General features: G+C 69.1%; 14 protein-coding genes. 6 read left to right on the forward strand and 8 right to left on the reverse strand.

The genetic code is table 11. The annotated features are described in order from the left end of the window. The first annotated feature begins 26 nt into the window (after nucleotides 1–26). The 3 genes from ectA to ACWFRB_RS09765 are packed head-to-tail and all read left to right on the forward strand — an operon-like array spanning nucleotide 27 to nucleotide 2,234. Entirely contained in the window at nucleotides 27–563 is a 537-nt protein-coding gene (ectA, locus tag ACWFRB_RS09755; protein WP_452640595.1) for a diaminobutyrate acetyltransferase, read from the forward strand. After that, entirely contained in the window at nucleotides 560–1,822 is a 1,263-nt protein-coding gene (ectB, locus tag ACWFRB_RS09760) for a diaminobutyrate--2-oxoglutarate transaminase (RefSeq protein WP_452640596.1), read from the forward strand. Before ectA ends, ectB begins: the two co-directional genes overlap by 4 nt. A gap of 13 nt (nucleotides 1,823–1,835) precedes the next feature. Then, nucleotides 1,836–2,234 carry an ectoine synthase gene (locus ACWFRB_RS09765; RefSeq protein WP_452640597.1) on the forward strand — a complete coding sequence of 133 codons (399 nt, stop codon included), beginning with the start codon at nucleotides 1,836–1,838 and terminating at the stop codon, nucleotides 2,232–2,234. Between the two features lie 66 nt (nucleotides 2,235–2,300). On the opposite strand, the gene ACWFRB_RS09770 is transcribed toward ACWFRB_RS09765, so the two are convergent. Beyond that, nucleotides 2,301–2,729 (reverse strand): nuclear transport factor 2 family protein, encoded by a 429-nt coding sequence (locus ACWFRB_RS09770; RefSeq protein ID WP_452640599.1) that lies wholly within the window; start codon nucleotides 2,727–2,729, stop codon nucleotides 2,301–2,303. 135 nt (nucleotides 2,730–2,864) lie between these two features. Here ACWFRB_RS09770 and ACWFRB_RS09775 point away from each other — a divergent pair, with 135 nt between their 5' ends. Beyond that, on the forward strand, nucleotides 2,865–3,788 hold the full coding sequence (locus ACWFRB_RS09775; RefSeq protein ID WP_452640600.1) for a D-isomer specific 2-hydroxyacid dehydrogenase family protein: 924 nt from the start codon (nucleotides 2,865–2,867) through the stop codon (nucleotides 3,786–3,788). Here ACWFRB_RS09775 and ACWFRB_RS09780 read toward each other — a convergent pair. Both ACWFRB_RS09780 and ACWFRB_RS09785 read right to left on the reverse strand, forming a co-directional pair. Then, nucleotides 3,782–3,955 carry a hypothetical protein gene (locus ACWFRB_RS09780; protein ID WP_452640601.1) on the reverse strand — a complete coding sequence of 58 codons (174 nt, stop codon included), beginning with the start codon at nucleotides 3,953–3,955 and terminating at the stop codon, nucleotides 3,782–3,784. The two genes, ACWFRB_RS09775 and ACWFRB_RS09780, sit on opposite strands and share 7 nt — an antisense overlap. A gap of 41 nt (nucleotides 3,956–3,996) precedes the next feature. Further along, nucleotides 3,997–4,488 carry a VOC family protein gene (locus ACWFRB_RS09785; protein ID WP_452640603.1) on the reverse strand — a complete coding sequence of 164 codons (492 nt, stop codon included), beginning with the start codon at nucleotides 4,486–4,488 and terminating at the stop codon, nucleotides 3,997–3,999. Between the two features lie 67 nt (nucleotides 4,489–4,555). On the opposite strand from ACWFRB_RS09785, the gene ACWFRB_RS09790 reads away from it, so the two are divergent. Together ACWFRB_RS09790 and ACWFRB_RS09795 are read left to right on the forward strand one after the other, a co-directional pair. Next, entirely contained in the window at nucleotides 4,556–5,407 is an 852-nt protein-coding gene (locus ACWFRB_RS09790) for a Sir2 family NAD-dependent protein deacetylase (protein WP_452640604.1), read from the forward strand. A 9-nt stretch (nucleotides 5,408–5,416) separates the two neighbouring features. Then, nucleotides 5,417–5,584: a hypothetical protein gene (locus ACWFRB_RS09795; RefSeq protein WP_452640605.1), complete on the forward strand. Its 168-nt coding sequence runs from the start codon at nucleotides 5,417–5,419 to the stop codon at nucleotides 5,582–5,584. A gap of 4 nt (nucleotides 5,585–5,588) precedes the next feature. Here ACWFRB_RS09795 and proB read toward each other — a convergent pair whose 3' ends face one another. From proB to ACWFRB_RS09820, 5 genes are all read right to left on the reverse strand, one after another. Continuing rightward, nucleotides 5,589–6,710, reverse strand: coding sequence for a glutamate 5-kinase (gene proB / locus ACWFRB_RS09800; RefSeq protein WP_452640606.1), 1,122 nt, complete (start codon nucleotides 6,708–6,710; stop codon nucleotides 5,589–5,591). Continuing rightward, the gene (obgE, locus tag ACWFRB_RS09805) at nucleotides 6,710–8,170 is read right to left on the reverse strand and encodes a GTPase ObgE (protein WP_452640607.1); all 1,461 of its coding nucleotides are present in this window, start codon (nucleotides 8,168–8,170) and stop codon (nucleotides 6,710–6,712) included. The genes proB and obgE overlap by 1 nt, the downstream gene beginning before the upstream one ends. Before the next feature lie 131 nt (nucleotides 8,171–8,301). Then, entirely contained in the window at nucleotides 8,302–8,565 is a 264-nt protein-coding gene (gene rpmA / locus ACWFRB_RS09810; RefSeq protein WP_031938324.1) for a 50S ribosomal protein L27, read from the reverse strand. Nucleotides 8,566–8,593: 28 nt separating this feature from the next. Continuing rightward, nucleotides 8,594–8,905 carry a 50S ribosomal protein L21 gene (gene rplU / locus ACWFRB_RS09815; RefSeq protein WP_077042085.1) on the reverse strand — a complete coding sequence of 104 codons (312 nt, stop codon included), beginning with the start codon at nucleotides 8,903–8,905 and terminating at the stop codon, nucleotides 8,594–8,596. Between the two features lie 207 nt (nucleotides 8,906–9,112). Next, complete coding sequence (locus ACWFRB_RS09820) at nucleotides 9,113–12,166, reverse strand: translation initiation factor IF-2 N-terminal domain-containing protein (protein ID WP_452640608.1); 3,054 nt, start codon at nucleotides 12,164–12,166, stop codon at nucleotides 9,113–9,115. Nucleotides 12,167–12,489 lie beyond the last annotated feature (323 nt).

Below are 12,489 nucleotides of genomic sequence, written 5' to 3' on the forward strand. Positions count from 1 at the left end.
CGCCCATTGTTACGTTCGTTCGACAGATGAGCCCCGTTACACAGAGTGCGACCCCGACCACCGCTCCAGGAGCGGTGACGACAAGGCAGCCCGATATCGATGACGCCGTGCGCATGTGGGAGATTGCCCGCGATTCGCAGGTGCTCGATCTGAACTCAAGTTATGCATACCTGTTGTGGTGCAGGGATTTCCGAGACACATCCGTAGTTGCGGAGCAGGACGGCCGCGTCGGCGGTTTCGTCACCGGTTTCGTCCGCCCGGAAGACCCGCGGACGGTCTTTGTCTGGCAGGTGGCGGTCGACGAATCGCTGCGCGGCCGCGGAGTGGCCGCCGCAATGCTGAACGACCTGCTCGATCACCTCGCCCTCCAAGGCGTCACCAGGCTCGAGACCACGATCAGTCCGGGCAACAACGCGTCACGAGCCCTGTTCTCGTCGGTGGCGCGGATGCGATACGTCGACATCACGAAACGAGAACTGTTCACCGACAAGCACTTTCCCGATCAGCACGAATCCGAAGAGCTCTACATCATCGGCGATGACACCACCGGAGGAGAGCAATGACCACCATGGAAGACATCAGCATCTTCACCACCCTCGAGTCCGAGGTCCGCAGCTACAGCAGGAGCTGGCCGACCGTGTTCAGCTCCGCTTCGGGATCCTGGATTCGCGCCGAGGACGGCCGCGACTACCTGGATTTCTTTGCAGGCGCGGGCGCGCTGAACTACGGCCACAACAACCCCGTGCTCAAGCAGGCCCTGGTCGACTACATCGTGGGCGACGGCATCACCCACAGCCTCGACATGTCCACCGTGGCGAAGCGGCAGTTCCTCGAGACCTTCCAGCGAAACATCCTCGAACCGCGCGGGCTCGACTACAAGGTCCAATTCCCCGGCCCGACCGGCACGAACACCGTCGAGGCGGCACTCAAGCTGGCCAGGAAGGTCACCGGCCGAGAGTCGATCATCAACTTCACCAACGCCTTCCACGGCATGACCCTCGGCGCGCTGTCGGTGACCGGCAACTCGATGAAGCGTGCGGGTGCGGGGGTTCCGCTGGTACACGCCACCCCGATGCCCTTCGACAACTACTTCGACGGCGCCACCGAGGATTTCCACTGGTTCGAGCGGGTGCTGGACGATTCCGGTAGCGGGCTGAATCGTCCCGCCGCCGTCATCGTGGAGACCGTGCAAGGCGAGGGCGGGGTGAACGTCGCGCGGCCCGAGTGGCTGCGTGCGCTCGCCGAACTCTGCCGGAGCCGGGGTATCCTGCTCATCGTCGACGACGTCCAGATGGGCTGCGGGCGAACCGGTCCGTTCTTCTCCTTCGAGATCGCGGGGATCACGCCGGACATCGTCACGCTGTCCAAGTCGATCAGCGGCTACGGACTGCCGATGGCCCTGACACTGCTGCGGCCCGAGCTCGACGTGTGGGCGCCCGGCGAGCACAACGGCACCTTCCGGGGCAACAACCCCGCCTTCGTGACGGCGACGGCCGCGATCGAGCAGTACTGGACCGACGACACGCTGGAGCGCTCCACCGCCGCGAAGGGCAAGCGGATCGCGCAGATCTTCGCCAACCTGTCGGACCAGTTCGACGGGGTCAGCACCCGCGGCCGCGGCATGGTCCAGGGCCTGGTGTTCGACGATCCGGGCAGGGCGGTCAAGGTGTGCGGGCTCGCGTACGACGAGGGCCTGCTCGCCGAGACCTCCGGCCCCTCCGACGAGGTGGTCAAGCTCCTGCCGCCGCTGACGATCACCGACACCGAGCTCGACCACGGCCTGAGCATTCTCGCCGAGGCCACCGCCAAGGTCTGCGCCTGAGGAGGGACCGAAGATGATCGTCCGTACCACCGAAGAGATCACCGGCACCGAGCGCGACATCACCAGCGCCGATGGGAACTGGCGGAGCAAGCGCATCGTGCTCGGCGCCGATCGCGTCGGATTCTCGTTCCACGAGACCACGATTCGGGCCGGATCCGTCAACGAGTTCCACTATGCCCATCACGTCGAGGCGGTCTGGCTGATCGAGGGCGAGGGCATCCTCACCGACCTGGACAACGGCGTCGTCCACCAGCTCGGCCCCGGCTCGATGTACCTGCTGGACGGCCACGAGCGGCACCGCGTGGAGCCGGTCACCGAGATGCGCATGCTGTGCGTGTTCAATCCCCCGGTCACCGGTCGCGAGGTCCATGACGAGAACGGCGTCTATCCGCTGATCGAGATCGCCGGCTAGCCGTAGGCGCTACGCGCCCGTGCGCGGTTGACGAGTGTAGGGACTCGTGAACCGCGCACAGGCGGCTCAGCCGGTCGTGATCGAGCGCTCGGCCAGGAGCCAGCAGTCGTCGACCTTGCGGAAAACATCGCGGTAGGTCCCCATGCTTGCAAGTCTCGGCGCGGTGGTGGTGTCGACGAAGAACTGCCAGACCGACTGCACGCGGGCGGAATCCTCGGAATCAAAGGCTATGGACACGCAGCCGCTCACATGTCGTGTCGCGGTGCCGGGACCGGCGATCCCGTCGGCCCGTCGACCGCCGGCACTCGCCGCGATCGCCTGCCTGCCCTCGACGATCTGGGGTGCAATCGCGACGCTCGGGCCTGCGCTTCTCATCTCCCAGACCGCATCCTCCGTGAAAAGCTGGATGTACTCGTCGATCGATCCCTCGTCGGCCAGATGAGCAATCCGCGCAACCAGCGAACGGATCACCTCGGACGGGCACTCAGTTGCCATCGATCACTCCTCGCTCGCAGAATCTGTCTCGGTGAAATGTAAGCGGGTTCGCGGAGGCGGTTCCGGCGGGCCGGATGTCCGGCTCACGCGGTCGATACCCTCAAGGCACCGGAACCAGGCCCCGAGGAGACCGACATGACGCCCGTGCCCATCGCCCTTGGCCCGCACGCCGACCCCCTGCTGATGGAGGCCATCGCCTCGGGCGGGGGCGAATGGGCACCGATGGTCGACGCGCAGGCCCTGGTCTGGGCTGCGGACCCGGACCGTTTCCCCGACGAGCTGCCGGAGTCGGTCCGATGGGTGCAGCTGTACTCCGCCGGGGTCGAGGACTGGTTCACCGCCGGGATCTTCGCCCGCCACCCGGGAATCGTGTTCACGTCGGCCGCGGGCGCCTTCTCCGCGACCGTCGCCGAACACGCCTTCGCGCTGCTGCTGGCCGGGGTCCGGGCACTGCCCGAGCAAGTCGCGGCCACCAGCTGGCGCCAGCAGGAGTTCTTCGGCAAGGTCGGAACGCTGCGCGGGAGCACGGTGACGATCCTCGGTGCGGGCGGCATCGGGCGCGCGCTGATCCCGATGCTCACCTCGGTCGGCGCGTCGGTGATCGCGGTCAACCGCTCGGGCCGGGCGGTTCCCGGCGCGGCCGAGACCCTGCCCGCCGACCGAACTACCGAGGTCTGGGACCGCACCGATCACGTCGTGGTCGCGGCGCCCGCGACGGCAAGGACGCGGCGCCTGGTCGGCGCCGAGCAACTGGCCCGCCTAGGCGCCCACTCGTGGGTGATCAACGTCGCGCGGGGCTCCCTCGTCGACACCGACGCCCTCGTGAAGGCGTTGCGGGACAAGACGATCGGCGGCGCCGGGCTCGATGTCACCGACCCCGAGCCGCTGCCGGACGGGCATCCGCTGTGGACCCTGCGGAAAGCGATCATCACACCGCACTGCTCGAACCCGCCGGCCGTCCGGCCGCCCGCCTTCGCCGACCACGTCGCGACGAACGTGCGACGCTTCGTGGCCGGCGAGGAACTGCTGGCGCGGATCGACCCGGTCGCGGGTTACTGAGCCCCTGACTCCTCGTCCGGGGTGACGGCCGGCTTCGCAGGCGACACCCGGATCACGCCCGCATCCAGGTCGAGTTCGAGACTCGGCTGATACGTCTGCCCGCCGCCGTCCTGGCTGTCGTCGTTCTCCAGCTTCTTCCCCGGGAACAGCTCACCGATAACTCCCATGCGATCGACCGTACTCGCGCCGCGACGGGTCCGCTCGATCCTCAGGGGCGTTCGGCAGGCTCCGCCGCCTCGGCCGGGTAGAAGAGCTCGCGGGCGCGCCTGGCCACCTCCTCGGCAGGCACGTCCTCGACCTTCGTGCAGACCGCCCACCGGTGTCCGAACGGATCGAGGAACACCCCGTGCCGGTCCCCGGAGAACGTGTCCGCGACGGCGCTGATGAGGGTGGCACCCTCGCGGACCGCCCGGTCAACGAAGGCGTCGGAGTCCTCGACGTACACCACCACCGAGCTGTGCACCCAGCCCTGCTCGGGCGCCTTGAGGCCGTAGTCGGGCATGTCGTCGGACAGTTGCAACATCGAGTCGCCGATCCTCAGCTCGGCGTGCATCAGGCCGCCGTCGGGGGCGTCCATCGCGTCCACCACCTCGGCGCCGAGGCCGCGGCGATAGAAGTCCAGCGCCGCCTGGCCGTCCTTGACGGCGAGGTAGGGCGTGAGGGTCCGGTATCCCGCGGGAACGGGGTTCACTGTGCTCATGCCACCAGTCTCGAGCGAGGCACCCGATGCGGGATTGAAGATTCGCGACACGGCTAGCCTGGAAACCATGTCCGCTCCCCCACTCGAGAACACGGCGGCAGGCGAGGACCACGAACGCCTGGCCGGCCTGGTCAGCGGCCGCCGGGTGGTGGCGCTGACCGGCGCGGGGATGTCCACCGACTCGGGCATCCCGGACTACCGGGGGCCCGATTCCCCGCCCCGCACTCCGATGACGTTCCAGCAGTTCATGGGCGACGCCGCGTTCCGCAGGCACTACTGGGCCCGCAACCATCTCGGCTGGCGACACATGGACGCGTCTCGCCCCAACGCCGGACACCGCGCCCTCGCCGGGCTGGAACGGGCGGGCGTGGTCGACGGCGTGCTCACCCAGAACGTTGACCTGCTGCACACCAAGGCGGGCAGCAGGAATGTCATCGACCTGCACGGCAGTTACGCGCAGGTGCGATGCATGGGGTGTGAGGCCCTGATCTCGCGGTTCACCCTCGCGCAGCGACTCGATGCCGCGAATCCAGGGTTCGCCGAATCCGTCTCCGCGGCAACGGGAGTCGAGATCGCACCCGATGCCGACGCGGTGATCGAGGAGACCGCACACTTCGTGATGGTGGACTGCGAACACTGCGGCGGGATCCTCAAGCCGGACATCGTCTACTTCGGCGAGAGCGTGCCCAAACCCCGGGTCGAAGCGGCGTTCGCGATGGTCTCCAGGGGCGAGCTACTGCTGGTGCTCGGATCCTCGCTGACCGTCATGTCCGGCCTGCGTTTCGTCCGCCGTGCCGCCAAGGACGACATCCCGGTCGTCATCGTCAACCGCGGCCCGACAAGGGGCGACGAGTTCGCGGCCCTCAAGCTGGATGCGGGCTGCTCGCAGGTCCTGACCGCCCTGACACCGCATCGGTAGACTCCGGGCATGTCGAAGTTCAGCGACAAAGTGAAATCGCTCTTCAGCAGGCGCAAGCCGGTCACCCCGGAGGATGCCGCCGACATCTCCGACTGGGTGAACGAGGGCGGCGCACTCCACCCCGAGGGACCACCCAAGGTCATCGGCGACCCGCAGGACAAGCCGAAGACACCCTGACTCGTCAGAGGCGAACCAGGTCGTCCGCGTGCACCACGGGCCGCTGCAACTCTGACGGCAGCTCGACCGTTGACCGGCCCAGCATCTCCCCGAGCTCGGTCGAGTCGTAGGCCACCACGCCACGCGCGACCGGCGAACCGTCTGGCCCGAACAGCGACACCACGTCCCCGCCGTAGAACCGGCCGTCGACGCCGGTGATCCCCGCGGGCAGCAGCGACCGTCGTCTGTCCACCACGGCGCGCACCGCGCCCGCGTCGAGATGCAGCCCGCCCCTGGTGTCGGCGGCGTGCCGCACCCAGAACTTGCGCGCGGACATCCGGGTCGGCCTGGCCGCGAAGGCCGTGCCGACGCCCGCGCCCGTGAGCGCAGCGGCGGCGTCGGTGGCCGCGGCGAGCAGCACCGGCACGCCGGAGTCGGCCGCGAGCCGGGCCGCGGACAGCTTGGAGGCCATCCCGCCGGTGCCGAGTGCTCCACCGGACCCGGCGACCACGCCGTCGAGGTCCTCGGGGCTGGTCACCTCCGGGATCAGGGTCGCGCCGCCCTTGCGGGGGTCACCGTCGTACAGTCCGTCGACGTCGGAGAGCAGGACCAGCGCGTCCGCCCCGACGAGGTGCGCGACCATCGCGGCCAACCGGTCGTTGTCGCCGAACCGCAGCTCGGTGGTGGCAACGGTGTCGTTCTCGTTGACGATCGCGACCGCACCGAGGGCACGGAGCCGGTCGAGGGTGCTCTGCGCGTTGCGGTGCTGGGTGCGCCGGGCGATGTCGTCGGCGGTGAGCAGCACCTGGCCGACGGTCCGCCCGTACCGCGCGAACGAGGTGCCCCATGCATGCGCGAGCGCCAGCTGCCCGACGCTCGCCGCCGCCTGCTTGGTGGCGAGATCCCGTGGCCGCCTGGTCAGCCCGAGCGGGGCGATGCCTGCACCGACCGCGCCCGAGGACACCACCACGACATCGGAGCCGGCACGCATCCTGGCCTCGATCGCATCGGCGAGGGCGTTCAGCGCCCGCAGGTCGATGCCGGACTCCATGCTGGTGAGCGCGGAGGACCCGATCTTCACGACCACGCTGCGCGCGGTCGCGATGGTGGCGCGGGTCTCCGAAAGCGAACGGACCGCGTCGTCCATCACTGTTCTTCGGGATCCAGGCCTTCGAGACCACGCCGGATCCGGTGCGCGTGCTTGCGCTCGGACGCACCGATGCGGTCCACCTGATCGAGTCGCGGGTCGGTGCCGCGACCGGTGCGGGTCAGGTCGATGCCCGCCGGGGTCTGCGGCTCCCATTCGAAGCTGACGTCGCCGATGGTGACGTAGCAGCCGGGCTCCGCGCCATGCTTGACCAACGCGTCCTCGACGCCGAGCCGGGCGAGCCGGTCCGCGAGGTAGCCGACGGCCTCGTCGTTGTCGAAGGCCGTCTGACGGATCCACCGCTCGGGCCGGACGCCGCGGACGATGAAGCCGCCGGGGGTCTCGGGATCGGCGATGACGGTGAAGTCGCTCGCGTTGGAGGCGATGGGACGGATCACCTGACGCTTCGGCTCCGCCTTCGGATGCGCCTCGCGGTACTCCTCGACGAGCTTGGCGAGCGCGAAGGTCAACGGCCGCAGCCCTTCCCGGCTCACGGCCGAGATGGTGAAGACGGGCCAGCCGCGTGCCTCGAAGTCCGGCGTGACCATCTCGGCGAGCTCTGCCGCGTCGGGGACGTCCGCCTTGTTGAGGACCACGATGCGGGGCCGGTCGGCCAGGTCGCCGAGGCTCGCGTCGCCGGAGAGTGCCGGCTTGTAGGCGGCCAACTCAGCCTCGAGCGCGTCCACGTCGGAGACCGGATCACGGCCGGGCTCCAGGGTCGCGCAGTCCACCACGTGTGCCAGCACCGCGGTGCGCTCGATGTGGCGCAGGAAGTCCAGTCCGAGACCCCGCCCCTGGCTCGCGCCCGGGATCAGACCCGGCACGTCCGCGACGGTGAAGGTGGTGTCGCCACTGGAGACCACGCCGAGGTTCGGCACCAGCGTGGTGAACGGGTAGTCGGCGATCTTCGGCTTGGCCGCCGAGAGCACGGAGACCAGGGATGACTTGCCCGCGGACGGGAAGCCGACCAGTCCGACGTCGGCCACCGACTTGAGCTCGAGGACGAGGTCGCGCTGAACGCCCTCCTCGCCGAGCAGCGCGAAGCCAGGCGCCTTGCGGGCCTTCGAGGCCAGCGCCGCGTTACCCAGTCCGCCACGGCCGCCGGGGGCGGCGTCGAATCGGGTGCCCGTGCCGATCATGTCGGCGAGGACATTGCCCTCGGAGTCGAGGACGACGGTGCCGTCGGGAACCTTGAGGATCAGGTCCTGACCGTTTGCGCCCTCGCGGTTGCTGCCTGCGCCCTGCGTGCCGTTGCTCGCCTTGGCGTTCGGGTGGAAGTGGAAGTCCAGCAGGGTGTGCACGTTCTCGTCGACGACGAGCACCACGTCACCTCCGCGCCCGCCGTTGCCGCCGTCGGGACCGCCGAGCGGCTTGAACTTCTCGCGGTGAACGGAGGCGCAACCATTGCCGCCTTTTCCGGCGCTGACATGCAGCACCACGCGGTCAATGAATCGGGACATGACTGCCGGATCCCTTCCTCAGGGTGAAAAGCAAATAGGGGCGAGCAGGGTATGAGACCCTGGCCCGCCCCTACTGGGAGCTTAGAACTGTCATCGGTCACCGTGATGGTGACACGAGCGACGCAGCAGAATCAGGCCTCTGCGGCGACCGGAACGATGTTGACAGTCTTACGTCCACGCTTGGTGCCGAACTCGACCGCACCAGCGGAGAGAGCGAACAGCGTGTCGTCGCCGCCACGTCCGACGTTCACGCCGGGGTGGAAGTGGGTTCCGCGCTGACGCACCAGGATCTCGCCGGCGCTGACGGACTGGCCGCCGAAGCGCTTCACGCCGAGGCGCTGTGCGTTCGAATCGCGACCGTTACGGGAGCTGGATGCACCCTTCTTATGTGCCATGTCGAACCCTCCTGGGTACTAAAGCTGGTTACTTGATGCCGGTGACCTTGAGCACCGTCAGCTTCTGACGGTGGCCCTGGCGCTTGTGGTACCCGGTCTTGTTCTTGAACTTGTGGATGCGGATCTTCGGGCCCTTGGTGTGCTCGACGACCTCACCGGTAACCGAGACCTTGGCCAGCTTGGCGGCGTCGGTGGTCAGCTCGGAACCGTCGACGACGAGAACCGGGACCAGCGAGACAGCAGTGCCGGGCTCACCCTCGATCTTCTCGACCTTGACGAGGTCGCCGACAGCGACCTTGTACTGCTTTCCGCCGGTCTTGACGATCGCGTACGTTGCCATCGGAGGGCTACCCCTTGCTTCTTCGAACGTGCTCGCACGGCTTGAGCCGCGCGACTGGTCTGGTGTGCTTGCTACCTCGGGCAGGCCCGCCGCCGCCCTCGCGGGCGCAGCTGAGCCATATCGCCGGGTAGCGACCGGTCAAGGCTACGGGATGGAGAACCGCAGGGTCAAACTGGCGGTCTCCGATCCCCCTCGACCGGCCGTCGGTCAGGCGTCGACGTCCGCAGGCGGTCCCGCAGGCCTGGCCGCGGCCCGGCGACGGGGCCGACGAGCCGGTGCCGCGGGTGCGCCGTCCCCCTCGACCGGTTGAGGCGCCGCGGTGGTCTCCGCGGCCTTTGCCGGCTCGACGACCTCGGGTTCGACAACCCTCTTCGCCACGACCTTCTTCTCGGCGACCTTTTTCGCGACGACCTTCTTCTCGGTCGGTGCGGGGGCGGCCTCGATCACGACCACGGCGCCTGCCTCAGCCGCCTCCTGGGTCTCGGTCGCGGGTGCGGCGGTGGCACGGGACGCACGCCGGGAACGACGCCTGCCCTTCGTGGGGGCCTCGGCGGGCTCCGGCGCGGCCGGGGCCTCCGGTTCCGCCACGACCTCCACGGCGACCTCCACGACCGGCTCCACTGCGACCTCGGCCACCGACGGCTCCGGCGTGGGGGCCACGGTCTCGCCGGCCTCCGGCTGATGCTCGGCGGCTTCGTCGTCGTGGTGATGCGCGGCCATCGCGAGCGCCACCGGGTGGGCACGCTTGACCGTCGCGTCGACCTCGGCCGCGGGCGTCTGTCCGTTCTTGGGTGCTGCGGTCTCCGCGGCACCGGACTTGTCGCGTCCACGCTTCTTGCGGCCGCCGGATTCGCCCTTCGGCGCGCCCGAACGTCCGGCGTCCTCGGAGGACCGCACCTCGACCGGCTCAGCGTGCACGATGATGCCGCGGCCGTGGCAGTGCTCACAGTTGGTGGAGAACGCCTCGACCAGCCCGGTGCCCAGCTTCTTGCGGGTCATCTGGACCAGGCCGAGCGAGGTCACCTCGGAGACCTGATGGCGGGTCCGGTCGCGGCCGAGCGCCTCCGTGAGGCGACGCAGGACGAGGTCCCGGTTCGACTCGAGCACCATGTCGATGAAGTCGACGACGATCATGCCGCCGATGTCGCGCAGCCGCATCTGGCGCACGATCTCCTCGGCCGCCTCCAGGTTGTTCCTGGTGACGGTCTCCTCGAGGTTGCCGCCCGCGCCGGTGAACTTGCCGGTGTTGACGTCGACGACGGTCATCGCCTCGGTGCGGTCGATCACCAGGGTGCCGCCCGAGGGCAGCCACACCTTGCGGTCGAGCGCCTTGGCGAGCTGCTCGTCGATCCGCTTGGCCTCGAACACGTCGGGGCCGCCGTTGCCCTCGTACTTCTCGACCCGAGGCAGCAGGTCGGGTGCGACGGTCTTGATGTAGTTCTCCACCGTCGACCAGGACTTCTCGCCCTCGATGACGATCTTGGCGAAGTCCTCGTTGAACAGGTCACGAACGACCTTGACCAGCAGGTCCGGCTCCTCGTACAGGGCCTTCGGGTTGCTCCCCTTGCCCTTGTCCGCGGCCGCGGCCTGCTTCTCGATTTCATCCCACTGGGTCTGCAGACGCTTGACGTCGCGGGCCAGCTCTTCCTCGCTCACGCCCTCCGACGCGGTGCGAATGATGACACCGGCCTCCGGCGGCACGATCTCGCGCAGGATCTCCTTGAGTCGCTTGCGCTCGGTGTCGGGCAGCTTGCGGCTGATGCCGGTGGAGCTACCGCCGGGCACGTACACCAGGAATCGCCCGGCCAGGGAGATCTGCGTGGTCAGGCGGGCACCCTTGTGCCCGACCGGATCCTTGCTGACCTGGACCAGGACCTGGTCACCCGGCTTGAGGGCCTGCTCGATCTTGCGGCTGTTGCCGCCGAGTCCCGCGGCCTCCCAGTTGACCTCACCGGCATAGAGCACGCCGTTGCGGCCACGGCCGATGTCGATGAACGCGGCCTCCATCGAGGGCAGCACGTTCTGAACCCGACCGAGGTAGACGTTGCCGACCATCGACGCGGACGCCGAGCTGGTGACGAAGTGCTCGACGAGGATGCCGTCCTCGAGGACCGCGACCTGGGTCAGGCCCTCCGCGTGCGCGCCGGTCTTCTCGCGGACCACCATGACGCGGTCGACGGCCTCGCGGCGCGCCAGGAATTCCGATTCGGTGAGGATCGGCGGGCGGCGGCGACCGGCGTCACGCCCGTCGCGGCGTCGCTGACGCTTGGCCTCGAGTCGGGTCGAGCCCGAGATGCCCTGGACCTCGTCCTTGACCCTGGCCTTGGTGCGCGGCTCTCGCTCGTGCACCACGGTGGTGACGCCGTCGTCCTCGGTGGCTGCGTCCGCGCCATCGCCACTGCCCTTGCGGCGGCGACGGCGACGGCGGCGACGGCTCGATCCGTCCCCGGCCTCGCCTGCCTCGTCCGACTCCTCGGACTCGGCCGCTTCGGACTCGGCCGCCTGCTCGGTTGCCTCGGCCTGCCCGGCCTGCTCGGTGCCCTCGGCGGCGGGCTCGGCCGCGCCTTCGGACTCGTTCTGCTCGTCCTCGGATGCCTGCTCGCCCCGGCCGCGACCGCGACCGCGACGACCGCGGCGCCTGCGACGGCTCTGCGACTCGCCGCCGTCCTCGTCGGACTCGACCTCGGCGGCCTCCTCGGTCACCGAGGTGTCGGCCTCCTCGACTGCACGCTCTTCGTGACGCTCCTCGTGCTCGACGACGGTGGTCACCTCGATGGGCGCGTCCTCGCTCGGCGCCGCGGCCACGCGGCGGGCACGGCGACGCCGGGGTGCGGCCTCCGCTGCGGCCGCGTCGGGCTGCAGGAACAGCGGGGCCTGGAACACGGGGGTCACGTCGGGAACGACGTGCACCTCGGGCTCGGCGATGTTGGTGAACAGCGACGCGGGGGCCCGCTCGGGCTCGGCGGCCTTCTCGGGCTCCGTCGGCGCGGCGGCCTCGGGCTTCGCCTCGGCGGCGGGCGTCGGCTCCGCCTCGGCGGCGGGCGCCAGTGCGGCGTGCACCCGCTCGGCGAGAGCGCGGTCCACGCTGGACTGCGCGCTGCGTACCTCGGCGCCGAACTCGGCGACCTGGGCGAGCACCTGCTTGCTGGTCAGTCCCAGCAGCTTGGCGAGCGCGTGCACCCGGATCTTCTCCGGGAATGTCGGCACCGCATTCGCTGCGGCTGAAGTCTGTGAATTTTCGGGCGGCGCTTGATCGGCCACGTAGTCTCCTCGGACCCCCGGGCGCGTCCACCCAGAGTCGTACTGGGTGTGAAGCGGCCACGCGAGGGCGCTCATTGTGTACTCATACCGGTGGGCATGAGATTGTCTGGTCTCGCCCCGCACGTCTCGCAGTGACCCGTTAAATCACTGCCAGCTCGCACGGCGCCTGGCTGGATGGCCGTACTCCCTGGTCCGTGCGCCTGATCATCCAGCGTGCCTGGGATCGCGAGGGATTTCCTGCGCGCCGTGGCAGCGATGATCGGGCATCGAACCGTGGTGTCATCCGATCGGGCCCGTATGGAACACATCGCGGGTCGACCGCC

The sequence above is a fragment of the Rhodococcus sp. NPDC055112 genome (assembly GCF_053607505.1).

Coding starts and splice junctions, on each gene's coding strand:
- ectB (WP_452640596.1), top strand. CDS start 560: ATGACCACCATGGAAGACATCAGCATCTTCACCACCCTCGAGTCCGAG.
- ACWFRB_RS09790 (WP_452640604.1), top strand. CDS start 4,556: ATGTCCGCTCCCCCACTCGAGAACACGGCGGCAGGCGAGGACCACGAA.
- ACWFRB_RS09795 (WP_452640605.1), top strand. CDS start 5,417: ATGTCGAAGTTCAGCGACAAAGTGAAATCGCTCTTCAGCAGGCGCAAG.
- rpmA (WP_031938324.1), bottom strand. CDS start 8,565: ATGGCACATAAGAAGGGTGCATCCAGCTCCCGTAACGGTCGCGATTCG.
- ACWFRB_RS09770 (WP_452640599.1), bottom strand. CDS start 2,729: ATGGCAACTGAGTGCCCGTCCGAGGTGATCCGTTCGCTGGTTGCGCGG.
- ectA (WP_452640595.1), top strand. CDS start 27: ATGAGCCCCGTTACACAGAGTGCGACCCCGACCACCGCTCCAGGAGCG.
- rplU (WP_077042085.1), bottom strand. CDS start 8,905: ATGGCAACGTACGCGATCGTCAAGACCGGCGGAAAGCAGTACAAGGTC.
- ACWFRB_RS09775 (WP_452640600.1), top strand. CDS start 2,865: ATGACGCCCGTGCCCATCGCCCTTGGCCCGCACGCCGACCCCCTGCTG.
- obgE (WP_452640607.1), bottom strand. CDS start 8,170: ATGTCCCGATTCATTGACCGCGTGGTGCTGCATGTCAGCGCCGGAAAA.
- ACWFRB_RS09780 (WP_452640601.1), bottom strand. CDS start 3,955: ATGGGAGTTATCGGTGAGCTGTTCCCGGGGAAGAAGCTGGAGAACGAC.
- proB (WP_452640606.1), bottom strand. CDS start 6,710: ATGGACGACGCGGTCCGTTCGCTTTCGGAGACCCGCGCCACCATCGCG.
- ACWFRB_RS09765 (WP_452640597.1), top strand. CDS start 1,836: ATGATCGTCCGTACCACCGAAGAGATCACCGGCACCGAGCGCGACATC.
- ACWFRB_RS09785 (WP_452640603.1), bottom strand. CDS start 4,488: ATGAGCACAGTGAACCCCGTTCCCGCGGGATACCGGACCCTCACGCCC.